The sequence below is a fragment of the Halarchaeum grantii genome (assembly GCF_014647455.2).
In the GTDB taxonomy this organism is placed as follows: domain Archaea; phylum Halobacteriota; class Halobacteria; order Halobacteriales; family Halobacteriaceae; genus Halarchaeum; species Halarchaeum grantii.
Genome location: NZ_BMPF01000005.1, coordinates 104568 through 128938, shown reverse-complemented (window position 1 = coordinate 128938; position 24371 = coordinate 104568). Strand labels below are relative to the sequence as shown.

The 24371-nt window shown below is 71.3% G+C and carries 23 protein-coding genes; 17 read left to right on the top strand and 6 right to left on the bottom strand.

Annotated features, from left to right (window positions below; all coding sequences use genetic code 11):
- Position 1: 1 nt before the first annotated feature.
- Positions 2 to 919, top strand: a complete 918-nt coding sequence (locus tag IEY12_RS13910; RefSeq protein WP_188884262.1) for an FAD-dependent oxidoreductase — start codon at positions 2 to 4, stop codon at positions 917 to 919.
- Between the two features lie 136 nt (positions 920 to 1055).
- Here IEY12_RS13910 and IEY12_RS13905 read toward each other — a convergent pair whose 3' ends face one another.
- Together IEY12_RS13905 and IEY12_RS13900 are read right to left on the bottom strand one after the other, a co-directional pair.
- Positions 1056 to 2318 (bottom strand): putative manganese transporter, encoded by a 1263-nt coding sequence (locus tag IEY12_RS13905; protein WP_188884261.1) that lies wholly within the window; start codon positions 2316 to 2318, stop codon positions 1056 to 1058.
- A 231-nt stretch (positions 2319 to 2549) separates the two neighbouring features.
- On the bottom strand, positions 2550 to 4919 hold the full coding sequence (locus IEY12_RS13900) for a heavy metal translocating P-type ATPase (RefSeq protein WP_188884260.1): 2370 nt from the start codon (positions 4917 to 4919) through the stop codon (positions 2550 to 2552).
- A gap of 255 nt (positions 4920 to 5174) precedes the next feature.
- Between IEY12_RS13900 and IEY12_RS13895 the strand changes: the two genes are divergently transcribed.
- The 3 genes from IEY12_RS13895 (at position 5175) to IEY12_RS13885 (ending at position 7416) form a co-directional block, all read left to right on the top strand.
- Positions 5175 to 5453, top strand: a complete 279-nt coding sequence (locus tag IEY12_RS13895) for a hypothetical protein (protein ID WP_188884259.1) — start codon at positions 5175 to 5177, stop codon at positions 5451 to 5453.
- 181 nt (positions 5454 to 5634) lie between these two features.
- The gene (locus IEY12_RS13890; protein ID WP_188884258.1) at positions 5635 to 6495 is read left to right on the top strand and encodes a metallophosphoesterase; all 861 of its coding nucleotides are present in this window, start codon (positions 5635 to 5637) and stop codon (positions 6493 to 6495) included.
- A 192-nt stretch (positions 6496 to 6687) separates the two neighbouring features.
- The gene (locus tag IEY12_RS13885) at positions 6688 to 7416 is read left to right on the top strand and encodes a hypothetical protein (RefSeq protein WP_188884257.1); all 729 of its coding nucleotides are present in this window, start codon (positions 6688 to 6690) and stop codon (positions 7414 to 7416) included.
- A 6-nt stretch (positions 7417 to 7422) separates the two neighbouring features.
- Here IEY12_RS13885 and IEY12_RS13880 read toward each other — a convergent pair whose 3' ends face one another.
- On the bottom strand, positions 7423 to 8073 hold the full coding sequence (locus tag IEY12_RS13880) for a ribonuclease HI family protein (protein ID WP_188884256.1): 651 nt from the start codon (positions 8071 to 8073) through the stop codon (positions 7423 to 7425).
- A 171-nt stretch (positions 8074 to 8244) separates the two neighbouring features.
- On the bottom strand, positions 8245 to 9162 hold the full coding sequence (gene cysK, locus IEY12_RS13875) for a cysteine synthase A (protein ID WP_188884255.1): 918 nt from the start codon (positions 9160 to 9162) through the stop codon (positions 8245 to 8247).
- A gap of 130 nt (positions 9163 to 9292) precedes the next feature.
- Here cysK and IEY12_RS13870 point away from each other — a divergent pair, with 130 nt between their 5' ends.
- The 12 genes from IEY12_RS13870 to IEY12_RS13815 all read left to right on the top strand — a co-directional run bounded on the left by IEY12_RS13870 (position 9293) and on the right by IEY12_RS13815 (position 21354).
- Positions 9293 to 9457, top strand: a complete 165-nt coding sequence (locus IEY12_RS13870; RefSeq protein ID WP_123079232.1) for a DUF7560 family zinc ribbon protein — start codon at positions 9293 to 9295, stop codon at positions 9455 to 9457.
- Between the two features lie 124 nt (positions 9458 to 9581).
- Complete coding sequence (locus IEY12_RS13865) at positions 9582 to 10166, top strand: hypothetical protein (RefSeq protein ID WP_188884254.1); 585 nt, start codon at positions 9582 to 9584, stop codon at positions 10164 to 10166.
- Positions 10163 to 10825 (top strand): QcrA and Rieske domain-containing protein, encoded by a 663-nt coding sequence (locus tag IEY12_RS13860; RefSeq protein ID WP_188884253.1) that lies wholly within the window; start codon positions 10163 to 10165, stop codon positions 10823 to 10825. The genes IEY12_RS13865 and IEY12_RS13860 overlap by 4 nt, the downstream gene beginning before the upstream one ends.
- A gap of 2 nt (positions 10826 to 10827) precedes the next feature.
- Positions 10828 to 12168: a cytochrome b gene (locus IEY12_RS13855; RefSeq protein ID WP_188884252.1), complete on the top strand. Its 1341-nt coding sequence runs from the start codon at positions 10828 to 10830 to the stop codon at positions 12166 to 12168.
- A 7-nt stretch (positions 12169 to 12175) separates the two neighbouring features.
- Positions 12176 to 15022, top strand: a complete 2847-nt coding sequence (gene narG / locus IEY12_RS13850) for a nitrate reductase subunit alpha (RefSeq protein WP_188884251.1) — start codon at positions 12176 to 12178, stop codon at positions 15020 to 15022.
- Positions 15019 to 16101, top strand: coding sequence for a nitrate reductase subunit beta (narH, locus tag IEY12_RS13845; protein ID WP_188884250.1), 1083 nt, complete (start codon positions 15019 to 15021; stop codon positions 16099 to 16101). Before narG ends, narH begins: the two co-directional genes overlap by 4 nt.
- A 49-nt stretch (positions 16102 to 16150) precedes the next feature.
- On the top strand, positions 16151 to 16924 hold the full coding sequence (locus tag IEY12_RS13840; protein WP_425433172.1) for an ethylbenzene dehydrogenase-related protein: 774 nt from the start codon (positions 16151 to 16153) through the stop codon (positions 16922 to 16924).
- Positions 16925 to 16929: 5 nt separating this feature from the next.
- Positions 16930 to 17646 (top strand): molecular chaperone TorD family protein, encoded by a 717-nt coding sequence (locus tag IEY12_RS13835; protein ID WP_188884248.1) that lies wholly within the window; start codon positions 16930 to 16932, stop codon positions 17644 to 17646.
- Between the two features lie 11 nt (positions 17647 to 17657).
- Entirely contained in the window at positions 17658 to 18512 is an 855-nt protein-coding gene (locus tag IEY12_RS13830) for a DUF8068 family protein (protein ID WP_188884247.1), read from the top strand.
- Positions 18509 to 19399, top strand: a complete 891-nt coding sequence (locus IEY12_RS13825) for a HEAT repeat domain-containing protein (protein ID WP_188884246.1) — start codon at positions 18509 to 18511, stop codon at positions 19397 to 19399. The genes IEY12_RS13830 and IEY12_RS13825 overlap by 4 nt, the downstream gene beginning before the upstream one ends.
- Complete coding sequence (locus IEY12_RS13820) at positions 19396 to 20658, top strand: P-loop NTPase (RefSeq protein WP_188884245.1); 1263 nt, start codon at positions 19396 to 19398, stop codon at positions 20656 to 20658. The genes IEY12_RS13825 and IEY12_RS13820 overlap by 4 nt, the downstream gene beginning before the upstream one ends.
- 60 nt (positions 20659 to 20718) lie before the next feature.
- Positions 20719 to 21354, top strand: coding sequence for a helix-turn-helix domain-containing protein (locus IEY12_RS13815; protein WP_188884244.1), 636 nt, complete (start codon positions 20719 to 20721; stop codon positions 21352 to 21354).
- Between the two features lie 54 nt (positions 21355 to 21408).
- Here the strand turns inward: IEY12_RS13815 and IEY12_RS13810 are convergent, their stop codons facing one another.
- Positions 21409 to 21642: a DUF2249 domain-containing protein gene (locus IEY12_RS13810; RefSeq protein ID WP_188884243.1), complete on the bottom strand. Its 234-nt coding sequence runs from the start codon at positions 21640 to 21642 to the stop codon at positions 21409 to 21411.
- Between the two features lie 54 nt (positions 21643 to 21696).
- Complete coding sequence (locus IEY12_RS13805) at positions 21697 to 21921, bottom strand: DUF2249 domain-containing protein (protein ID WP_188884242.1); 225 nt, start codon at positions 21919 to 21921, stop codon at positions 21697 to 21699.
- A gap of 92 nt (positions 21922 to 22013) precedes the next feature.
- Between IEY12_RS13805 and IEY12_RS13800 the strand changes: the two genes are divergently transcribed.
- Positions 22014 to 24326 carry a nitric-oxide reductase large subunit gene (locus IEY12_RS13800; protein WP_188884241.1) on the top strand — a complete coding sequence of 771 codons (2313 nt, stop codon included), beginning with the start codon at positions 22014 to 22016 and terminating at the stop codon, positions 24324 to 24326.
- Positions 24327 to 24371 lie beyond the last annotated feature (45 nt).

The window sequence follows — 24371 nt, the reverse complement described above, 5'->3', positions numbered from 1 at the left end:
GATGCCGAACGTAGACGAGGCCGACGACGAGGACGAGTTCGACCGCGACGTCGTCGTGGTCGGCGGCGGCCCCGCCGGCTGTTCGGCCGCCGTCTTCACGGCGCGCTACGGCCTCGACACCGCCGTCTTCGACCGTGGGACCGCCTCCCTCCGGCGCTGTGCGTACCTCGAGAACTACCTCGGCTTCCCCGCGGGCATCGACATCGAGACGTTCTACGGCCTGCTGCACGAGCACGTCGCGGAGGCGGGTGCCGACCTCGTCGCTGACCTCGTAGAGACCGTGACGCGCGACGGCGACGGCTTCGCCGTCGAGACGCAGGACGGCCGGGAGTTGACGGCGCGCCGCGTCGTCGCCGCGACCCGCTACGACGGCGACTACCTCCGCGCGCTCGGCGATACAGACGCGATGTTCGAGTCGCACGAGCACGACGGGGAGACCCACGAGCACTTCGACCGCGACTACCCGGACGCGGACGGCCGGACGCCCATCGACGGCGTCTACGTCGCGTCGCCGACGAGCACGGCGGACGCGCAGGCGATCATGGCCGCCGGGCAGGGCGCGCGCACCGCGCGCACGCTCCTCGCGGACGTCCGGCGCGAGCGCGGCTATCCGGACGCCGTCGCCGACCACTACGACTGGGTGCGCCGCGAGGCGGACCTGAGCGGCGAGTGGACGGAGCGCGACACGTGGCGCGACTGGTTCGCGGAGCGCGTTCCCGACGACGTCGACCTCGAGGAGGAGCGCGTCGCCGCAGTCCGCGAGCGGGAGATCGACCGCCGACTCGACACGTATCGCGACGCCGAGGCGCTCGCGGCGGCGGCCGAGCGCGGCCAGAAGCGACTCCTCGAGCACGTCGACGACGACGCCGTTCTCGCTCGGGCGCGCGAGATCGAGGCCGAACGCGACGCGGGGAGCTGACCGTATCGGACGTCCCGGCCAGCGCCGACGCGCGCCTCGCGCTCAGCCCCCTCCGACTTCCGGTCGGCATCGTCACGGGCCTCGCCGACGTCGCGCAGCGTCTCCCTCACGTCGGCACGAGGATGCGGTCGTAGATCTATATCACCCCGAAGCCGAACTGGGCGTGCGGCCAGAGGTAGTGGAGGGCGACGCCGACGACGAGCGCGGGGATGGTCGTGTAGATGGTGGCGACGACGGCGGCTTTCGCGTCGATGGCCAAGAGAGGGAAGAGCGCGTCGCCGTCCTGACTGACGGCGTTCGCGGCGAGCGCGGAGAACGGGAGGCCGCCCTCGGCGTAGATCTCGGCGAAGACGATCTGGGGCGCACAGCCCGGGATCAGCCCGAGGAGCGCGCCGCCGACGGGTGCGAGGACGCCGACGGAAGCGGCGATGGCGGCGATTTCGATGCCGAAGACGGCGATGCTGTACTCGTAGATGAGGTAGGCGGCGATGACCCAGACCGTTACCATGCTCGTCTCCATCGCGGCGTGCTGGAAGGTCGCGTACGCGCTCGTGAAGTCGTCGCGGATGCGGCCGGCCGCGCCCGCACCGATGTAGTGGCGGCCGACGAAGTGGAGATAGAACGACGCGAGCGTGCCGGTGAGGCCGGCGACGGTGAAGACGCCGGCGAACGTCAGGCCGACGGTGAGCGGGACGTCCGGCGCGCCGCGCACGAGGTAGGTGACGCCCGCGAGGAGGCCGGCGACGGCGACGACCCACCAGAGGACGTGGACGCCGTGCGTGAGCGTCACCATCCGTGTATCGGCGGAGTCGCCGTCTCCGTGCTCGGCGTGCGCTCCCCCCTCGAAGTCGGGGACGCTCGGGCCGCCGGCCGCCACACTCCTAGTCCGGAAGCCGCCGTCGGTGACGGGGCGACCGATGCGGCGCACGGCGGCGTCGACGCGCCCGATGCCGAGCCCCCAGAGGTCGATCGCGTAGCCGAAGAGCACGGCGGCGACGAACGCGAGGCCGTAGGCGTAGAGCGCGGCCTCGGGGGCGAGCGCGAGGATGACGAACGCGGAGTCGCCGGCGGTCGCGGCGAGCGCGGCGACGACGGTGCCGAAGCTCACGGTGCCACGGATGTAGAGCGGCATCGCGATGATGGCGCCGCCACAGCCGGGGGTGAGGCCGAGGAGCGCGCCGGCGAGCGGCTGCATGCGCTCGTTGTTCTCGAGGTAGGTGACGATGCGGCCGTCGGTGCGGTACTGGACGTAACTGAAGACGAGGACGGTGACGGCGACGAACGCGCTCACCTGCACGAAGCCGTCGCGCACGGAGAAGACGAGGACGTCGAGGGCGTCCTCGACGCCGATGCCAAGCGCGGCGGGGAGCGCGCCGAGAGTGTGGCTGCTCGCGGTCATTCGCGGCCTCGACGGGCGAGCGCGGGACCGTGGCGTGTCCGCGAGCGCGCAGTGCCGGCAGCCGACCGCAGTGGAGAGGGGTGACGCATACGACTGTCTACCGTCCCCGAGACCGACTAACTATAAAGTTTCTTCTACCGAATCTCATAATTAGACGAATCTAATTCCGGTTCGCGAGCCGACTCTCCTCGGTAGACACAGCCCACACCCGCGACCCGGCCCCGAATCGCGCTACTCGCCGGTAGTCGCGTCGTCGCGGACGCTCTCCGGACGGATCCGCGAGAGTCGCATCGCGTTCCCCGTCACGCCGAGGCTCATCCCCATGTCGCCGACGACGACCGCCATCGCGACGTTCACGAGGCCGAGCGGGACGCCGAGCGCGAGCAGCGCCTTCACGCCGAGGCTCGCCCAGATGTTCTGGCGGATCACGCCGTTCGCCTCCTTCGAGAGCGCGTAGAGGTAGGGGAGCCTGTCGATGTCGTCGCCCATGAGGGCGATGTCCGCCGTCTCCAGCGCGGTGTCGGTGCCGGCGGCCCCCATCGCGATGCCGACGTCCGCGCTCGCCAGCGCGGGCGCGTCGTTGATGCCGTCGCCGACCATCGCGACGTCGCCGTCAGACTCGCGGAGGTCGGCGACGGCCTCGACCTTCTCCTCCGGGAGGAGTTCGGCCCGATAGGCGTCCACACCGACGCGCTCCGCGATTGCGCGCGCCGTCCCCTCGTTGTCGCCGGTGAGCATCACGACGCGCGAAACGCCGCGCTCGCGGAGGCGCGCGACCGCCCGCGCCGCGCCCGGGCGCACCTCGTCCGCGACCGCGACGACGCCGAGCACGTCGGTCCCCGTCCCGACGAGGACAACCGTCTTCCCCTCGGCCTCGAAGCGCTCGACGGTCTCCCGAACGCTCCCCGAACGCCCGTCACGCTCGGCGTCGTCGAGCGCCCCGCCGTCCGGCCGGCCGCGCGCGTCGAGGTCGACGCCTCGCTCCGCGAAGAGTCCGGGCTTCCCGACGTAGTACGTCTCGCCGTCGACGGTCGCGCGGACGCCCCGACCGGTGATGCTCTCGAACGCCTCGAACGCCGGGTAGTCGACGCCCGCCTCGTCGGCGCGCGCCAGAACAGCCGTCGCAATCGGGTGCTCGCTCCGTTGCTCCAGCGCCGCCGCGTACCGCAGGACGTCTCCCTCGTCCGCGTCGCCGACGGCGACGACGTCCGTGACCGCGAGCTCGCCCTTCGTGAGCGTCCCGGTCTTGTCGAGGGCGACGACGTCGACGTCCCCCATCGCTTCGAGGTGGACGCCGCCCTTGATGAGTACGCCGTTCCGCGCGGCGCTCGTGATCCCGGAGACGACGGAGACGGGCGTCGAGATGACGAACGCACACGGGCACGCGATGACGAGGAGGGTGAGCCCGCGAACGAACCACGTCCGCCAGTCCCCCGCGACCGTGTGCGTGACGCCCGCGACGTCCACGGTCACGCTTCCCGCGACGAGGAGCGGCGGGAGAACGGCGGTCAGTATCGCAAGCGCGACGACGGCGGGCGTGTAGTAGCCGGCGAAGCGGTCGACGAACTGCTCGGTCTCGGTCCGCTGCTCTTGGGCGCCCTGCACGAGGTCGATGATTCGGGTGAGCGTCGACTCGGCGGCGGGCGCGCTCACCTCGAACTCGAGGTAGCCCTCCTCGGTGATCGACCCCGCGTACACGTCGTCGCCGACGCCCTTGTCGACGGGGACGCTCTCGCCTGTGATCGGCGACTCGTCGACGGCGCTCTCGCCCTCGACGACGGTGCCGTCGAGCGGTATCTTCTCGCCCGGCCGGACGCGCACCGTCTCGCCGACCGCGACCGCCGCCGCGGGCACCGTCACCTCCTCGCCATCGCGCACGACCGTCGCCTCGTCCGGCGAGAGCGCCATCAGCTCGCGCAGCGAGTCGCGCGCCCGGTCCATCGCGTACTCCTCGAGCAACTCCGCGACGCTGAAGAGGACGGCGAGCGTCGCCGCCTCGACGAAGTAACCGATGCCCGTCGCGGCGAGTATCGCCGTTCCCATCAGGAGGTCGATGTCGAGCGAGCGGGCCCGCGCGGAGTAGTAGCCGTTTCGGACGACCGGCGCGCCGCTCACCGCGATCGCGCCGAGGAAGAGGCAGTCGGCGACGCGGAGCGGGTAGTCGAGCACGCTGGCGACGGGGGCGTTCTGCCCGGTGAGCAGGAACTCGAAGAGGAGGCCGAGGGCGACGAGCGCCGCGCCGACCCACGTCTTCTTCGCACGCGCGCTCGTCCAGACCTCGGACGGCGGCGCGACCCGCACCTCCTCGCGCTCCGCGTCGTCCGCGTCGTCGGCATCGCGACCGACGACCTCGTAGCCGGCCCCCTCGATGGCGTCGGCGACGTCGGCGTCGCTCGCCCGCTCGGGGTCGTAGGTCACCGTCGCCGTCCCCGTGGTCGGTCGGAGCGCCGTCTCGACGACGCCCTCAACGCGACGCAGGCCCTTCTCGACCTTCTGCGCGCACGACGGGCAGTCCATCTCCGGGACGGTGAGGGTGACCGTCAGCGTCCGGCGTCGCTCGCCCGCGCTCGACGCCCCCGTCGTGTCCGGTGTCTCGGTCATTACCGCATCTGAGGAGCGTCACGTCGATAAACCTTGGTCGGCGCCGAGCACGTCCCCGACCGCGTTCGCACTCGCGCTCGTACTCGAGGGTTCCGACGACTCGACGCCCACCGGCTCAGAGTCCCCCGACTGCGTCCGCGAGTAGTCCCACGGCGACGCGCGCATGGGCGTTCGCGAGCGCCAGCGCGACGTGGCGTCGGTGGGAACGTTCACGTGCCCGCCGGCCGTAGGCCACACCACGAGTCACGAAACCCAATGGTTCCGTTCCCCGATCCGTCCGACCCGCGACCGCCGCTCCCCGAGTGGGTCCAGCAGGCCTACGCGTCCCTCGTCGACGCCGCCGACGGCCCGCACGGCGAACTCACGTACGAGGAGGCCTACGCGGTTCTCGACGACGCGGACGCGGTCTCCGCCGAGCACAGCGACAGCGAGTACGCGGTCGAGCGCCTCCTGAAGCGCGGCTATCTCTACGAGGCGAACGGGACGCTCCGGATCACCGAGCCGGTGGAGTCGACCGACGCCGACGACGAGTGACCCGCCGGTTTCGCGCGCTGCCGATGCCGTGGGGCGAGCGCGACGGCCATTCGAGTATAGCTATTCGGTATAGGTATAACGTATAGTTATGTCGACGGGGCTGTGGCCACGTGCGACGCGCGCGGCGCCGACGCCGCGGTTCGGAGAAAGACCTACCCCGGACGAGACGCAATCCCGGTCCATGTCCACGCCGCCAGCGACGGTCGACGCCTTCGACGGCGCCCCGACGGTCGTCCACGTCAGCGACGTCCACGGCTACCTCGCGGACGCGCGCCGCGCGCTGCGCGCGGTCGGCGAGACCGACGCGTTCGACCCGGTCGTGACGGCCGACGACGACGGGACGCTCCACTGGGCGGACAACGACCACGTCCTCGTCGTCAACGGCGACCTGATCGACCGCGGGCCGGCGAACGCGGAGTGTCTCGCCCTCGTCCGGCGCCTCCAGCGCGAGGCCCCACCGGGACGCGTGCGCTACCACATCGGCAACCACGAACTCGCGGTCCTCCTCCCGGCGCTCGTCGGGTGGCGCACTGAGTACTCGGTTTCCCTCTCCCCCGAGGAGCGCCGCGCGTTCCTCGAACGCGTCGCCGACGGCGCCGTCACCGCCGCGTTCGACGGATACGACTACACGTACAGTCACGCCGGGCGCAACGACCCCTTCGACGTCGGCGACGTGAACGACGCCCTGCGTGACGCCGCGAGCGAACTCCTCGCGCGCGACGGCGGCGACGAACGCGTCCAGCGCCGCCTCGCGTCGCAGCACGCGGCCATCCTCGGTATCGGCGACAGCCACGGCGGGCGCGGGCCGGACGCCGGCCTCTGCTGGATGGACTTCGCGCACCTCGACGCCTCCGCGCCGCCGCAGGTCGTCGGCCACACGAAGCACGCCCGCGCCACCCGAAACGGGAACGTCGTCTGCGGGAACGTCATTCGGATGAATCACGGGTCGCCCGGCGGCGAGGGTGTCCTCGTCGAGACCCGGGACGACCTCACCGCCGTCCGTCGCACGCCGAGCGGCGACGTCGCGACGACGACCGTCTGATTCGGAGCGTGAACCGCGGAGCGTCCGAGCGCCCGGCGTGTGGGCACGAGAGCGCACCCCATCGCTTTATCCGCACGTGAGCCGAATCACCCGCCCGGTGACGGGGAACGCACACCACGCTGGGACGCCGATAGGGCACCGACTCCGACCGACCCGACCGAGCGCGACGGACCGTGAGGCCGACGCACGTCGATGAGTGAGTCGCCGGCCTGGGAGCCCGCGGTGGTCGTCGTCGGCCTCGGAGCCGCGGGCACCGCGTCGGTCGAACGGATCGACACCGACACCGCGGCGACGCTCCGGACCGTCGACGACCCGCCCGAGACGCCCGCGAGCCTCCGGGACGCCGTCGTGGACGCCGCGTTCGTCTTCCTCACGGGGGACGCCGACGAGGCCGGCGTGGTCGGGTGCGCGCACGACCTCGCGCGTTCCACCGGCGCGTGCTCCGTGTTCGTCGCGGAGGGGCTCTCGGACGTCCCGTCGGAACTCACCGCGGCGCTGAACCTCGTCGTCCCCATCGACCGGGACGCGGTGTCGCCCCTCGTCGTGAGCTCGCTGCTCGCCGACCTCTTCGAGGCGATGATGACGCCGACCGTGCGCGCGCTCGGGCACGGCGACGTTCGCGTCGTCGCCGGTGACGGCCGCGTCGGCCGACTCGCCATCCGACTGCCGGACGACGACGACCCGACGTGGGTATCGCCGCGCGTCGGCGGCGGTGAGCGCGACGCCGCCCTCGTGTTCGTGTGCGCCGAGCGCGAACGCTCGCCAGCGACCGTCGAACGCGCGGCGGGCGTCGCGGACGGCGTCGGCCTCGGCGCGCTCCTGTGGGACCAGCGCATCCACGAGCGCTACGCCGACGCGTCACACGTGAAGCGGCTCGTCACCGTCGACCCCGAGGCGTCACCGGGCGCGCCACGGGACTGAGCGCGCTCACGGGCCGAGCGCCGCGATGTCGGCACCGACGGTCGCGAGCGCGTCGGCGGGGTTCGGGTCGCTGTCGGCGAGGTGCGTGTAGCGGTGGCTCGGAATGCACGCGAGCGCCGCCGCGACGGCGTCGCTGTACGACTCGACGCCCGCTTCGCTCGGCGCCTCGCCGCCCCAGACGTCGCGGATGACGGTCATGGAGTCGATTCGGACTTCGAGCGTCCGGGGGTCGTAGCGCGCGAGCAGCTCGGTGAGCCCGAGGTGGAGCGCGACGTACTCCGCGGTGTTGTTCCCCGTGCGAGCGCCGACGGGACGGCCGAGGCGGGCGAGCTCCGCCCCCTCGGCGTCCACGATGACCGCCCCCGCACCTGCCGGTCCGGGGTTGCCGCGCGAGCTCCCGTCGACGTAGAGGACGAACGCGTCGCCCGACGGCTCGGGGGTCGGCGGACGGGTGACGCCGGTCTCGCGGAGGTCGTCGAGCGCGCCCCGTAACTCGGCCGGCGTCGTCGCGGGGTCGAACAGCCCGCCGTAGCCGGGGACGGCGTCGTCGATGGCGTCCGTGGCGGCCGCCACCTCGTACCCGACGTCCGCGAGCACCTCGTCGACGCGCGTCGCGAGCGGTGGGAGGTGCTCGACCGGGAGGTGCGCCGCCGTCACCGTGGTCGCACCCCCAGCCTCCGGCTTCGGGCGGTCGCGGATACGCTCCCCGCGCGGTCGTGGGACTGCACGCGGACGCGTTCGCGCTCGACGGGCATAACGGCTTCCGCCGATCGAGCGCGCGTCGCGAGAGTTCGGAGCGCGCCGCGCGGCGTCAGCCGGTGCGCTCGGTCACTCGTGGGCGAAGAGGTCCGTCGAGAGGTAGCGCTCGCCGGTGTCCGGGAGCACGACGACGACGCGGTCGTCCTCGTGCTCGGGGCGCGCGGCGACGCGTGCGGCCGCGTCGAGCGCGGCGCCCGAGGAGACGCCGGCGAGGATGCCCTCCTCGGTCGCGAGTTGCCGGGTTCGCTCTTCGGCCGCCGCCCCCTCGACGGTGACGACGTCGTCGAGGAGGTCCGTGCGGAGGACGTCCGGGACGAAGCCCGCGCCGATCCCCTGGATGCCGTGCGAGCCGGGGTCACCGCCGGAGAGGACCGGCGAGCCGGCGGGCTCGACGCCGACGACCGTGACGTCCGCCCCGCGCTCCTCGACGAGGTGCTCGGCGACGCCGGTGATCGTGCCGCCAGTGCCGACGCCCGCGACGACGACGTCGACGTCGCCGTCGGTCGCCTCCCAGATCTCGCGCCCGGTCGTCTCGCGGTGGACGCGCGGGTTCGCGCGGTTCTCGAACTGCTCGGGGACGAACGCGCCCTCGGTGTCGGCCGCGAGGTCGTGCGCGCGCTCGACGGCGCCGTCCATGCCGTCCGCGCTCGGCGTGAGCACGAGGTCCGCGCCGAACGCCGCGAGGAGGCGGCGGCGCTCCTCGCTCATCGACTCGGGCATCGTGAGCACGAGGTCGTACCCCTTCGCCGCGGCGGCGGCCGCGAGACCGACGCCGGTGTTGCCGCTCGTCGGCTCGATTATCGTCGTCCCGTCGTCGAGGCGCCCGCGCTCCTCGGCGGCCTCGAGCATCGCGACGGCGATGCGGTCCTTCACGGAGTGCGTCGGGTTCGCCGACTCGAGCTTCCCGACGACCGTCCCGGGGACGGAGTCGAGGCGGACGAGCGGCGTCTCCCCGACGAGGTCGGTGACGCTGTCTACGATGGACATCATGCGTATCGACGCGTCGTCCGTCCTTCACGACCCGACCACGGTATCGAGGGCTTTCACGGTCCGTAAAGTGGCCCGCCATATCGGGGGTGAGTGGTTACCCAGTAGACGCCGGTACCCGTCTGCACCGATGACCGAGGCCGAATACCGGGTCCGCTGCCCGTCCTGCGCGGAGTCATTCGCGGTCGACGCGGCCATGCGCGACGACCTCCTCGCCGCCGGGTGCGTCCTCTGCGGGGCGCCGCTCTCGGAGGCGGACTTCGTCCCGCTGTCGGGGTCTTCCTCGACGTCGTGACGGCCGGATCCACCCACCCGGGTACTTAAAACACCACCGCATACGGGGCACTCCTCTATTCCTGTTTCGTGCCGACTTCCTCGTGTGTCGAGACGCGACTGAAGCAGATGAACGATAGCAATATATGAGACGAAAGACACGGCTCTGGATCGTATCGGGGTTCGTCGCCTCGGTCCTCGTCCCGATGTGGGTGGTCGCGCTCAACGACTACGGCCACGTCGAGGAGATCGCCATCGACCAGTCCGTATCCCGCATCCGCCCCCTCTCGGGGTTCGTCGCGACGCCGAACGAGCTCATGCCGAGCGAGGTCGGCGTCGTCGTCTGGCTCGCGCTGTTCGGGTTGGTCGTCGCGCTCGTCGCCACCCACCGGTTCATGGACCGACTCGTCCGGCCGGCGGACGGCGAAGCGTCGACGCCGCCGGACGAGGGGACGACGTTCCCGTGGATCGAGACGGAGGACCGATGGGTCGCGGCGTACCACGCGCCGAGCGAGGACGTCACCGGACTCGTCGCGATGGGCGGGCTGACCGTCCTCGCGATCGTCTTCGCGGCGCTGTTCACGAGCGAGTACCTCACGCTTGCGCGAACGCAGTTCTTCGGCGTCTACCTCGCGGGGATGTTCCTCTCGCTCGCGGGGTCGACGATCGCCTACTACGCGTGGTTCATGCCGCACGTCGAGGTCGCGGAGGAACGGAGCCATCGCGCATGACTCGATCAGACCACGATCACGACCACGACGAATCGGACGCCTGCGAGTCGTGCCCGCACGACGACGGGGGCGAGAGCGTGTCGCCGAGCATCTTCACGGCGGCGTGGCGCTCGCTCCCGCGCCGGCGCTACGCCCAAGCGCTCGCGACCGTCGGCGGCCTCACGGCCGTCGGGAGCCTCGCGGCGCCGGTCGCGAGCCTCACGAAGGTCTTCGAGCAGGAGTACACGGGGCCGATCTACTCCGAGGGCGTTCACCTCGTCGACGGCGACGGGAACCGCGTGACGACCGAGGCGCTCGACTACGGCGAGGGGATGACGGTCTATCCCGCGACGCACCCGGGAATCGCGAAGGCGCCGACGGTGCTCGTGCGCTACGAGGAGAGCGAGTATGGCGGCGAGACGCGGATGGACTCCGTCGTCGAGGGCTACGCCGCCTACTCGAAGGTCTGCACGCACGCCGGCTGCATGGTCGGGGGCGAGAACGAGAACCCGCTCGTCTGCCCCTGTCACTTCGGGAAGTACGACCCGACGCAGGGGGCGGCCGTCGTCGGCGGGCCGCCGCCGCGCCCGCTCCCCCAGCTCCCCATCACGCAGACGGAGAGCGGCGAACTCATCGCCATCGGCGACTTCGAGGCGCCGGTCGGCGCGGGAGGTGGGTGACGATGGGCCGCCTCACCGCGTGGGTCAGCGAGCGCTTCGAGACGGAGGTGTTCGAGCCCTACCTCGGGAAGTCGTTCCCGGCGGAGGACTCCTTCCTCCTCGGCGAAGTCGCGCTCTTCAGCTTCGTCGTCCTCGTCCTCACGGGGACGTACCTCGGGCTCTTCTACATCCCGTCGATCGAGTCCGTCACCTACCACGGGAGCGTCGTCCGCTATCAGGGCCAAGAGCTCCCCGGGGCGTTCGCCTCCGTCCTGCAACTCACCTACGACGTCCCGTTCGGGATGTTCGTGCGGCGCTTCCACCACTGGGCCGCCCACATCTTCGTCGCCTCCATCGCGCTCCACATGCTCCGCGTCTTCTTCACGGGCGCGTACCGGAAGCCCCGGGAGGCGAACTGGGCGGTCGGCGTCGTGCTCGCGGCGCTCGCGATGCTCGCCGCCTACACGGGCTACTCGCTGCCCTTCGACGAGTTCGCGACCACCGCGACGTCCATCGGGTTCAACCTCGCGAGCTCCATCCCGCTCCTCGGGGACTTCCTCGCGCAGCTCGTCTTCGGTGGGGACTACCCGACGAACACCTCGATTCCGCGCCTCTACTTCCTGCACGTCTTCGTCGTCCCGCTGCTCATCGCGGGCTTCATCGCGCTCCACATGGCGATTCTCGTCCACCAGAAGCACACGGAGGCGGCGCGCGAGGACGACGTCGAGACGAGCCGCGGGACGGTCGAGCGCGACGACGGCGACGTCGTCATCGGCCTCCCTGCGGTCCCGAACCAGACGGCGGTGAGCGCGGTCGTCTTCTTCCTCACCGTCGCGACGACGTCGCTCCTCGCGGGGTTCCTCCCCGTGCACAACGTCGCCGAGTACGGCCCGCACGACCCCGCGAGCACCCCGGCGGTCATCATGCCGGACTGGTTCCTCATGTGGGTCTACGGCTTCCTGAAGCTCTGGCCGACGTGGCTGAACTTCAGCGTCGCCGGCTTCCACTTCTCCCCGGAGTTCCTCGCCGGCGTCGGCCTCTCGGGGCTGGTGTTCCTCGCGGTGTTCGCGTGGCCGTTCGTCCGGCCCCAGGAGCGGAGCGTCCACTTCACTGCGGACCCGCTCGCGCGCCCGGTCGCGACGGCGGTCGGCGTCGCGGGCGTCCTCATGGTCATGATCGCCTCCATCGCGGGGATGAACAACCTGCTCGCGAACCTGCTCGGGGTTGGCACTGGCCCCGTCAACACCGCGCTGACCATCGCCATCTTCGTCTGGCCGACCGCGGGCGCGCTCGCGACCTACTACGCGCTCCGCGGCGACGACCCCGCCGACCGAACCGTCGACGAACGACCTGCCGACGACTGATACGACAATGAGTGAGACCAACGACGCACCACGGACGGATCGTGACACGACCGACGACGGCGGCGGCCTCTCGCGCCGGAGCTTCCTCACCGGCGCGGGGACGGCCGCCGCGCTCGGCATCAGCGGCCTCTCCGCCGCTCGCGAGGAGGGACTGACCGGCCTCGAAGTCGTCTCCGACCCCATCGGGGACTACCCCTATCGGGACTGGGAGGACTTCTACCGGGAGAAGTGGGACTGGGACTCGATCTCGCGCTCGACGCACAGCGTCAACTGCACGGGCAGTTGCTCGTGGGACGTCTACGTGAAGAACGGGCAGGTCTGGCGCGAGGAGCAGGCCGCCGACTACCCGACGTTCGACGAGGACCTCCCGGACCCGAACCCGCGCGGGTGCAACAAGGGCGCGTGCTACTCGGACTACGTGAACGCCGAGCAGCGTATCAAGCACCCCCTGAAGCGCACCGGCGCGCGCGGCGAGGGGAAGTGGAAGCGCATCACGTGGGAGGAGGCGCTCACGGAGATCGCCGAGCACGTCGTCGACGAGGTCGAGGCCGGGCGCTACGACTGCATCAGCGGCTTCACGCCCATCCCGGCGATGAGCCCGGTCTCCTTCGCCTCGGGGAGTCGGCTCGTCAACCTCCTCGGCGGCGTCAGTCACTCCTTCTACGACTGGTACTCGGACCTGCCGCCGGGAGAGCCGCTCACGTACGGCCACCAGACGGACAACGCGGAGGCCGCCGACTGGTACAACGCCGACTACCTCATCGCGTGGGGGTCGAACGTGAACGTCACGCGCATCCCGGACGCGAAGTACTTCCTCGACGCCGGCTACGACGGCACGAAGCGCGTCGGGATCTTCACGGACTACTCCCAGACCGCCATCCACACCGACGAGTGGCTCAGTCCGAAGGCGGGGACGGACGCCGCGCTCGCGCTCGGGATGGCACACACCATCGTCTCGGAGGGCCGCTACGACGAGGCGCACCTGAAAGAGCAGTCGGACATGCCGCTGCTCGTCCGCGAGGACACCGGGAAGTACCTCCGTGCGAGCGACGTCGGGATGGGGAACGACAAGACGCTCCTCATGTGCGACCAGGGGGGCGACGTCCGGGTCGCGCCCGGGTCGCTCGGCGTCCGCGACGGCAAGTACGACGCCGAGTCGAGCATCACCCTCGACTTCGACCCCCGCCTCGACGCCGACCTCACCGTCGACGGCGTCCCCGTGACGACGGTGTGGAACAAGCTCACCGACCGCCTCGCCGAGTACACCCCCGAGGCCGTCCACGAGGAGACGCGCGTCGGCACGGAGACGCTCCAGCGCATCGCCCGCGAGTTCGCCGACGCCGAGAAGGCGAAGATCATCCACGGCAAGGGCGTCAACGACTGGTACCACAACGACCTCGGGAACCGCGCCATCCAGCTCCTCTGCACGCTCACCGGGAACATCGGCGAGAACGGCACGGGCTTCGACCACTACGTCGGCCAGGAGAAGATCTGGACGACGCACGGCTGGAAGAGCCTCTCCTTCCCCACCGGCGACGTTCGCGGCGTCCCGACGACGCTCTGGACGTACTACCACGCCGGCGTCCTCGACAACGCCGACCCGGAGACGGTCGCGCGCGTCGAGGAGGCCCTCGAGAAGGACTGGATGCCGATGTACCCCGCCGAGCGCCCGGACGGCACGCGCCCCGACCCCTCGACGATGTTCGTCTGGCGGGGGAACTACTTCAACCAGTCCAAGGGGAACGTCGCCGTCGAGGAGACGCTCTGGCCGAAACTCGACCTCGTCGTCGACGTCAACTTCCGGATGGACTCGACGGCGCTCTACTCGGACATCGTCCTCCCGGCGGCGAGCCACTACGAGAAATACGACCTCTCGATGACGGACATGCACTCCTACGTGCATCCGTTCACGCCCGCCATCGAGCCGCTCGGCGAGGCGAAGACGGACTGGCAGATCTTCCGCGAGCTCGCTGCGAAGATACAGGAGGTCGCCACCGAGCGCGGCGTCGAGCCCATCGACGACCGCGAGTTCGACCGCGAGATCGACCTCCAGTCCATCCACGACGACTACGTTCGGGACTGGATCAGCGGCGAGCCCGGCGCGCTCGCCGAGGACCGCGGGGCCGTGGACTTCGTCCTCGAGCACTCCGAGGAGACGAACCCCGAGGAGAGCGAGAACCACGTCACGGTGGACGACATCGTCGAGCAGCCCCAGCGCTTCGAAGCGGCGGGCGGCCACTGGACGTCCGACCTCGACGAGGGCGAGGCGTACGCGCCGTGGAAGGACTTCGTGCAGGACAAGGAGCCGTGGCCGACGTTCTCCGGGCGCCAGCAGTACTACATCGACCACGACTGGTTCCTCGACCTCGGCGAGGAGCTCCCGACGCACAAGTCCCCGGAGACGATGCAGGACGACTACCCGCTCCAGTACAACACGCCCCACGGCCGGTGGTCGATCCACTCGACGTGGCGCGACCACCCGCAGATGCTCCGGCTCAACCGGGGCGAACCCGTCGTCTACCTCAACCCGGGCGACGCCGAGGAGCGCGGCATCGAGGACGGCGACGACGTCGTCCTCTTCAACGACCTCGCGGAGGTCGAGGCCGTCGCGAAGATCTACCCGGCGAGCCCGGAGGGGTCGGCGACGATGTACCACGCGTGGGAGATGTATCAGTTCCCCGACCACCAGAACTTCAACGCGCTCGTTCCGATGTACATGAAGCCCACTCAACTCGTTCAGTATCCGGCGGACTCGGGCGAACACCTCTCCTTCTCCCCGAACTACTGGGGACCGACGGGCGTGAACAGTGACGTCCGTATCGACGTCCGCAAGAAGGGGGGTGAGGGCCAGTGAGCGCCGAGGAGGCCTCCGAGACGCCCGACGGCGTCGACATCGCGGACGGCATCGACCACCAGGTCGCGATGGTGATGGACCTGAACAAATGCGTCGGCTGTCAGACCTGCACCATCGCCTGCAAGAACCTCTGGACGGACTCCGGCGGCCGCGAGTACATGTACTGGAACAACGTCGAGACGAAGCCCGGCGAGGGCTACCCGCGCGGCTGGGAGGACCTCGGCGGCGGCTGGCAGTCCGACGACCACACAGACCGGCAGGTCGGCGAGATCCCCGACGGTGAGGACTACGGCGAGCCGTGGGAGTTCGACTACGAGAGCACGCTCTTCACCGGCGAGAGCGAGCACGTCGAACCCGAGCAGGACCCGCAGTGGGGGCCGAACTGGGAGGAGGACCAGGGCGCCGGCGAGTACCCCAACTCCTATCACTTCTACCTCCCGCGCATCTGCAACCACTGCACGCATCCCTCCTGCGTCGAGGCGTGCCCGCGCAGCGCGGTGTACAAGCGCGCCGAGGACGGCATCGTCCTCGTCGACCAGGACCGCTGCCGGGGCTATCGCTACTGCGTCGAGGGCTGTCCGTACAAGAAGATCTACTACAACGCCCAGCGGAAGAAGTCGGAGAAGTGCCTCTTCTGCTATCCGCGCGTCGAGGGCGAAGGGCCGGACGGCGAGACGCACGCGCCGGCGTGCGCGGAGCAGTGCCCGACCCAGCTCCGCCTCGTCGGCTTCCTCGACGACCCGAAGGGCCCCATCTACAAGCTCGTCGAGGAGTACGGCGTCGCGCTCCGCCTCCACCCGGAGTTCCGGACGCAGCCGAACGTCTACTACATCCCGCCGTTCGCGCCGCCCCAGCACTCCGAGGACGGCGAGACCATCGACGTCGAGCGCATCCCGCGCAACTACCTCGAGGACCTCTTCGGCGAGCAGGTCCACGACGCCCTCGACACCATCGAGCGCCACCGGACGCGCGTCGAGAACGGCGGGGAGAGCGAGCTCATGGAGATCCTCCAGGACCAGAACCCGGCGCGACAGTACCGCCTCGACGTCTTCGATGAGGGGGAGGGCCGTGCCGACTGACCGCCGCCGCCGGGCGTTCGCGGTGCTCGCCGCCGTCCTGCTCGTCGCGATGGCGGTCGGGCCGGCGGTCGTCGCGGGCCGCCCCGCCTACGAGATCCCGGTACACGAGGTCGACGACGGCGCGCGCTTCGCCGACCCCGGGGCGGACGCGTGGCTGAACACCTCCGGCGTCGAGGTGCCGCTGGCGAGCGCGCCGAGCGGCGCGCCGAACGCCTCCGACGTCACCGCCGAGCGCGCGAACGTCCGCGTCGTCCGCACCGAGCGCGAACTCTACGTCCGCCTCGAGTGGGCGGACCCGACGGCGAACCGCTCGGCCACCGGCCCGCGGCAGTTCCCCGACAAGGCCGCGATCGAACTCCCAGTGAACGCGAGCGCCCGCCCGCCCATCTCGATGGGGTCGACGGGCACGCCCGTGAACGTCTGGGTGTGGAGCGCGGCCGAGGGGACGGACGAACTGCTCGCGGGCGGCCCCGGGACGACGACGCGCTTCGCGAACGCGACGGTCGCGGCGAACGCGACCTACGAGGACGGCCACTGGGCGGTCGTCTTCCACCGCGACCTGCACGCGAGTAGCCCGAACCGGACCGACGTCGCGCTCGAGAACGACCTGAACGTCGCGTTCGCCACCTGGGACGGCGCGAACATGGAGCGCGGCGGCCACAAGGCCGTCAGCGAGTGGTACTACCTGCCGTTCGCGCCCGACGACGGCGGCCCGCCCTACGAGACCATCCTCTGGGGAATCGCGGGTCTCGCGGTCGTCCTCGTCGTCGCGATGACGGTCGAGGGCGTCCGGCGAGCCAGAGACGACGACGGAGGAAACTGAGACCGATGACATCCACCGACGCCACCACCACGACGGACGCAGCCGACCGTATCGACCCCGCCGACCTCGACGCGGACGCCGCCGCGCGCGGCGAGCTCTACCGCCTGCTCGCGCGGGCGTTCGAGCACCCGGACGAACCCCTCCACCGCGACCTCCGCGACGGGACGTTCGAGGTGACGTGTCGCCGCCTCCTCGACCGGACGGCGCTCGACGTCGACGTCCCCGAGCTCACGACGGACGAGGAGTACGAGGCGCTCGCCGCGCGCTACAACGACCTCTTCGCGGTCGGGTTCGCCGAGTACGAGGACCGCACGGACGGCTCGCTCGCCACGAGCGGCCCGCCCGTTCCCCTCTACGAGGTCGAGTACCGCTCGGACGTCTCGTGGGGCGACGTGAACGTCGACCTCGCGCGCGCCTACGACTACTACGGGCTCTCCGTCGACGAGGACGCGCGCGACAACCACGACAACCTCCGCCTCGAACTCGCGTTCGCGGGCTACCTCGCGCGACGCGCGGCGCTCGACCCCGACGAGGGCGCGGCGGGCGCCCGCCTCGACTTCCTCGACCGCCACCTCGGCGTCCTCGCCGAAGGGGTCGCGGACGCGCTCGACGCGGAGTACGACACCGGCGTCTACGGGACGCTCGGGCGCTTCCTCGACGCGCTCGTCGCCGCCGACGCCGCCGAACTGGGCGAGCGCCGCGAGCGGGGTGAGGTCCCGTGAGTCGCGCCGCCGTGCCCACGCGGTTCGCCGCCGCGCTGGAGCGGGCGGACGGCACGCACGGGGCGTGGCAGCCCGCGCTCGCGGTCGTCGCGCTCCTCGCGGCCGCCGTCCCGTTCGCGCTCCGCGTCGCGCGCAACGTCCCCGGGTCGCCGCTCGCGTCGCTCGCCGGCGGCCACGAGGCGGCCGTCGTCGTCGGGACGCTCGGCCCCGCGCTCGCGGCGCTCGCGCTCGCGCTCGCGACGACGGACCGCGTCGAGCGCGTCGCCCTCCTCGGCCTCGCGGTGTTCGCGCCGCTCGCGCTCGTCGCGGACGCCGCGTACGCTCCGGCGGCCGCCGGCGTCGTGCTCTCCGGCGCCGTCGTCGCGTGGCGCCGCCTCGCTCGCGCTCGCCCGACGCGCGTCGTCCCGCTCCTCGGCCGCCCGCTCCTCGCGGCCCTCGCCGTCGCCGCGCTCATCGTCGCGCTCGCCGCGAGCGTCGGCGTCGCGTCGCCCGCCGGCCGACAGGTCGGGACGCTCCTCACGCTCGCGGCGGCGGTCGCGGCCGGCCTCGCGGCGGACGCCCGCGTGGTCGATTGGGCGCTCGGCATCGCGCTCGCGGGCGTCGTTCACGCCGCCGGCGCGAGCATGCCCTACGTCGCCGGCGCAATCGCGCTCGTCGGCGGCGGCGCGGTCGGTGCCTCCCTCGGCGCGCTCTCGGCGGGCCTCGGCGCCCTCGCGGCGGCGACCGTCGCCACCGCCCGCCGTCGCGCGCTCGTCCCCGCGTGCGGTGCGCTCCTGCTCTGTGTCGCCGCCGTCCCCGTGACGGTGTCGCGCGCGCTCGCCGCCGCGCTCGGCGTCGCCCTCCTCCTCGGAGGTGAGGCGACGTGAGCGACGACTGCGGCGGGGACTGTGGCTGCGGCGGCCACGACCACGAGCACGACGCCGGCCTCGCCGACCCGAACCCGGACGGCCCCGCCGACCCGCAGCTCGACCCTGAGCGAAGCCCCGGCCTCGACACCGAGATCGAGGCGCTCGAGGACATCGAGGTGAGCCGCGACGACGTCACCATCGGCACGGCCGACCCCGGGGAGCTCACGGCCGCCGACACCGACCCGGTCGCCGACGCCGGTCACGACGGCCTCGTCGCGGACCTCCGCGAGGGCGCGAAGACGGAGCGGCGTCGCGCCGCGCTCGCGCTCGCCGAGCGGTCGTTCGATGCTGCTGCGGTCGCGGCGCTGGCTGACGCCGCCCGCGACGACTCGGACGCCGACGTCCGGCAGTTCGCCGTCGAAGCGCTCGGCGAACTCGGCGGCGAGACGGCGCACGCCGTCGCGCGGGACGCGGCCGCCGACGACGACCCGTGGGTCCGCGCCGAAGCGCTCGTCGCGCTCGACCACGTGGACCGCGCGGCGAACGCGGAGCGCCTCGAGGCCGCGCTCGACGACCCCCACCACGCTGTCCGGCGCAACGCGCTCGTCTCGCTGTTCAAGCTCCGCGGCGAGGGCGCCCTCCCCGCGCTCCTCGACGCCGCCGACGACGACAGCGAGCGCGTCCGCGAGTGGGTCGCCCACCTCCTCGGCGGCATCGACGACGAGCGCGCCACCGAGGCGCTCGAGGACCTCGCCCGCGACGACGTCGGCGTCGTCGCGAAGACCGCCGCGAACGCGCTCGACGTCGACGCCGGCCGGTTCCGCCGGCAGTTCGTCCAGTCGAGCGAGCGCGACACCGACGACACGACCAGCGACGACCGACTCAACCGACGCCCGAACCTATGACTCCAGACGACACCACGCGCGACGACGCGACCGCCGTCGACGACCGCCTCGAACCCGCACTCCGGCAGGTGCGCGAACCGAACGCCGACGTGGACGTCATCGACGCCGGCCTCGTCCAGCGCGCCACGCTGGACGGCGGCGTCGCGAGCGTCGGCCTCGACGCTGCGACGCTCGACGCGGGAACCATCAGGGAGGTCACGACCGCCGTCGATAGCGCCGTTCGTGACGTCCCCGCTGTCGACTCGGTCACCGTCCACCGGGCGGCGCTGACGAGCGACCCGGAGGCGACGGGGACCGACGCGTTCGAGCGCGTCATCGCCGTCGCGAGCGCGAAGGGCGGCGTCGGGAAGTCGACCGTCGCGACGCAACTCGCCTGCGCGCTCGCCGCGGACGGCGAGGACGTCGCGCTCTTCGACGCGGACATCCACGGGCCGAACGTCCCCGCGCTGCTCGACGTCTCCGGGCCGGTTCACGCTACCGAGGACGGCGCCCCGCGCCCCGTCCGCTCCGAGGGCCTGGAGGTGATGAGCGTCGGCCTGCTCTCCGATGGCGCGCCGCTCGCGTGGCGCGGCGCGATGGCGCACGACGCGGTCAGCGACCTCTTCGCGGACACCGCGTGGACGAACACCGACACGCTCGTCGTCGACCTCCCGCCGGGGACGGGCGACGTGGTGCTCACGACGCTGCAGGAGGTGTCGCTCGACGGCGCCGTCGTCGTCACGACGCCGTTCCACTCCGCGCTCTCGGACACCGAGAAGACGGTCGAGCTCCTCCGCGAGAACGACGTGCCCGTGCTCGGGACGGCCGTCAACATGGCGGGGTTCACCTGCGAGCGCTGCGACCACGACCACGACCTCTTCGCGGGCGACACCCCGCCCGCGGAGCGCCTCGACACGCCGGCGCTCGCGCGCCTCCCGTTCACGCCCGCGCTCCAGGAGACGCCGACACCGGCCGCGATACCGGACCCGGTCGCGGACCTCGCGGACGCCGTCGAGGAGCGCTACGACGCGGTCTGGTCGGTGGACCTCCCGGAGAGCGGCGTCGACCTTCGGGGCGTTCCGGCCGACGAGCGCCGGGACGCGGTCGCGGACGCGTTCGGGGCCCTCGAGGCCGGCGAGGAGTTCGTCGTCGCGAGCGACCGCGACCCGACGCCCGTCCGAACGTTCCTCGGCGACCTCGCGGACGGCGACGCGCCCGAGCGCTTCGAGGTGCGCCGGCAGAACCCCGAGACGTGGCTCGCCCGCACCGTCCGCCCGTAGCGCCCGGGGGCGAACACGTTCGGGACTGGTCCCATCCCGGGCGACGCAGAAGACCCACGTATGAGCGCGGAACTCTGGGTCGAACTCGACGTCGCCGATCCGGGCGCGTGCCCGGTCGCGGACGCCTCCACGGACGCCACCGCTATCTCGTCCGTGACGCGCGCGTCCGTGACGGACGACGAGGGCCGCATCGCCGAGGAGTTCACCGCCGAGCACGCCCTCCCCGAACCGGGGAATGCGACCGAGGTCGCCGAGCACGACACGGGCCACGTCTACCGCGTCCGCCGTTCGCGCGACCGGGGCTGTGTCTGCGACCGCGTCGAGTCGTTCGGCACCCCGGTCGTGGACGTGCGTGCGGCGGGGGGGACGCTCTCGCTCTCCTTTCACACGGCGTCGCTCGACACCGTCCAGAACGTCGTCGCGGAGTTGCGTGAGGAGTTCGGCGGCGTGCGTCTCCGCAAGCTCGTGCGCTCGGAGGGGGGCACGTCGAGCGACCCGGTCTTCGTCGACCGGAGTCGGCTGACCGAGCGCCAGCGCGAGGTCCTGCGGACGGCGCACGACCTCGGGTACTTCGAGCACCCGAAGGGCGCGAACGCCAACGACGTCGCGGACGCGCTCGACATCAGCGCCTCGACGTTCACCGAGCACCTCGCGGCGGCACAGCGCAAGGTCCTCGACGCGGTGCTGGAGCACTGACGCGGCGCTCCGCGTCGCTATCGGGGACGAAAAGAACAGGTTGGGTGCGGGGCGTTATTGCTTCGGGAAGCGCGCGGCGAACTCGCCCGGGCCGCGCTTCTCGACGGCGTAGCCGTCGGCGTCGAAGGCCTCGACTTCCGCCTGGAACTCGTAGAAGAGCGGTTTCGGCTCGTGGTCGTTGACGATGGTCAGGACGTCGCCGGCGTCTAGCTCTTCGAAGGCGTCGTGGATCTTCGGGTGGCGGTCGGACGGCGGGACGTCCCGGACGTCGAGTGTCGTCTCACTCATACGTGTCGTACTCGGCCCGGCACCGGGGTAGCCCTTCTCCCGAACGCGTTCGGCTCACCCCTCGTGCTCGATATGCACGTGCCACTCGTCCTCGCCCACCTGCTCCGTCTCGTGCGTGAACCCGCGCGACTCGAGGACGCCGTAGAGCGGCACCGGCTCGAAGCTGTTGACGAGCCGGAGGGAGTCCTCGTCGGAGAGGTCGTCGAGCGCGTCGGTGATCGTGTCGAACGGTTCGCCGTCGTGCTCGCGGACGTCGAGGACGCGTTCCGTCGGGGGCATCGTCGTGTACTAGGGACACGTCGGGCGTGTCGCTTCTCCCGAACGTGTTCGACGCCACCAAGTAGTGCGGGGGCGACGAACCGCCGAACGAGATGCTCATACGCAGAGAGACGTTGGCGAAGGCCCTCGTCGTGGCGTTCGTCTTCAACCTGATCGTGATGGGTGCGGGGGCGTACCTCGCGTACGAACAGTCGCCACAGCGGCCCGCGGAGGTCGTCGGTCCCGACGGCGACGTCATCGCGACGAACGACGACATCGTCGCCGGGAAAGCGGTCTTCCAGCAGAACAGCCTGATGAATCACGGCTCGATCCTCGGGAACGGCGCGTACTTCGGCGCGGACTACACGGCGGACGCGCTCGACAGACTCACGACGAACATGCGTGAGTACGTCGCGCGCGAGCGCTACGGCGCGTCGTCGTACGCCGCCCTCGACGAGGCCGAGCAGGCCGCCGTGAACGACGTCGTCGAACGCCAGCTCTCGGACGGCGAGTTCGGCGAGACGCTCGAACTCACTGCCGCCGAGGCGTACGCCTACGGTGAGGTCCGCGAGTCGTACGTCGAGCAGTACCACGACGGCGACCGCGAGGCCGGCATCCCCGCCGGCTTCGTCTCGACGCCCGAGGACGCCCGGCGCTTCGCGGACTTCGCGGTCTGGACGGCGATGTTCTCCGCGATCGACCGCCCCGGGACCGCGCACTCCTACACGAACGACTGGCCGTACGCGCCCGGCGCCGGGAACGACGCGCCCGTGAGCGCGCTGACGTGGAGCGTCGTCGCGATGGTGCTCCTCGTCGGCGGGGGCGGCCTCGGCATCTGGCTCTACAGCGCCGTCGAACTCCCCGAACCGGACGCCGAGGGCGTCGACGTCCCCGACCCCGCCGACGTCACGCTCACGCCGAGTCAGTTCGCGGCCGCGCGCTTCGTCCCGGTCGCCGCCGTCCTCTTCCTCGCGCAGACGCTGCTCGGGGGGTTGATGGCGCACTACTACATCGAGCGCGGCGGCTTCTACGGGCTCGCGAGCGCGCTCGGCGTCGACGCGCTCTCGGCGCTCCCGTTCGCCATCACGAAGGCGTGGCACATCGACCTCGCGATCCTCTGGATCGCGACGCTCTGGCTCGGTATCGGCCTCTTCCTCCCGCCGCTGCTCACCGGCCGCGAACCCGCGAACCAGAAGCGCTACGTCCACGTCCTGCTGGGCGCGCTGTTCGTCGTCGTGGTCGGCGGCCTCCTCGGCATCTGGCTCGGCTCGCAGGGCTACATCGAGGGCGCGCTCTGGTGGATCATCGGGAACGAGGGCCTCGAGTACTTGGAGGTCGGACGCCTCTGGCAGGTCGGCCTCCTCGTCGGGTTCGCGCTCTGGACGGCGCTCGTCGCGCGCGGCTTCAAGCCCCTCCTGAGTCGGGAGTCGCGCTTCGGCCTCGCGCACATGATTATCTACGCCGGGGGCTCCATCGGCCTGCTGTTCACGGCGAGCATGTTCTACACGCCGCAGACGACGATGGTCGTCACGGAGTTCTGGCGCTGGTGGGTCGTCCACATGTGGGTCGAGGGCGCCTTCGAGTTCTTCGTCGTCGCCGTCGTCGCCGTCGCGCTCGTCGCGATGAACCTCCTCTCGCGTCGGAGCGCCGAGAAGGCGGTCATGCTCGAAGCCCTCCTCGTGATGGGCGCGGGCGTCATCGGCGTCTCCCACCACTACTGGTGGATCGGCCTCCCCGACTACTGGGTGCCCATCGGGAGCGTCTTCTCCACGCTCGAGTTCATTCCCCTGGTGTTCATCCTCTTCGAGGCCATCGGCGAGTACCGCGCGATGCGCGACGCCGGCGAGTCCTTCCCCTACACGCTCCCGTTCATGTTCATCGTCGCCTCGGGGGTGTGGAACTTCGTCGGTGCGGGCGTCCTCGGCTTCTTCATCAACCTCCCGCTGGTCAACTACTACGAGCACGGCACCTTCCTCACGGTCGGGCACGCCCACGCGTCGATGTTCGGCGCGTTCGGATTTTTGGCGCTCGGCCTCGCCGTCTACGTCCTGCAGTTCACCACGAAGCGCGGCAAGTGGGACGGCACGAACCTCCGGCGCGCGTTCTGGCTGTGGAACGTCGGCCTCGCGTGGATGGTGTTCATCGGCGACGTCCCCGTCGGATTCCTCCAGCTCGAGACCGTCTTCACGGCGAACTACGACGCCGCGCGCTCGGTCGCCTTCTACAGCCGCGACATCATCCAGACGCTCTTCTGGGCGCGCCTCCCCGGTGACGTCCTCCTCATCCTCGGCACCGCGCTCTTCTCCTACGACGTCCTGAAGAAGCGCTTCGTCCGCCGCGACCCGACGGCCGCCTCATCCGACGGCACGGTCATCTCGCGGCGCATCTTCGACGAGGGCGCCGGCGCCGAATCCGACGACGACTAACGTCCCGAACCCGTTCGGGACGCCGTTCTTCTCTCCTGCGTGCCT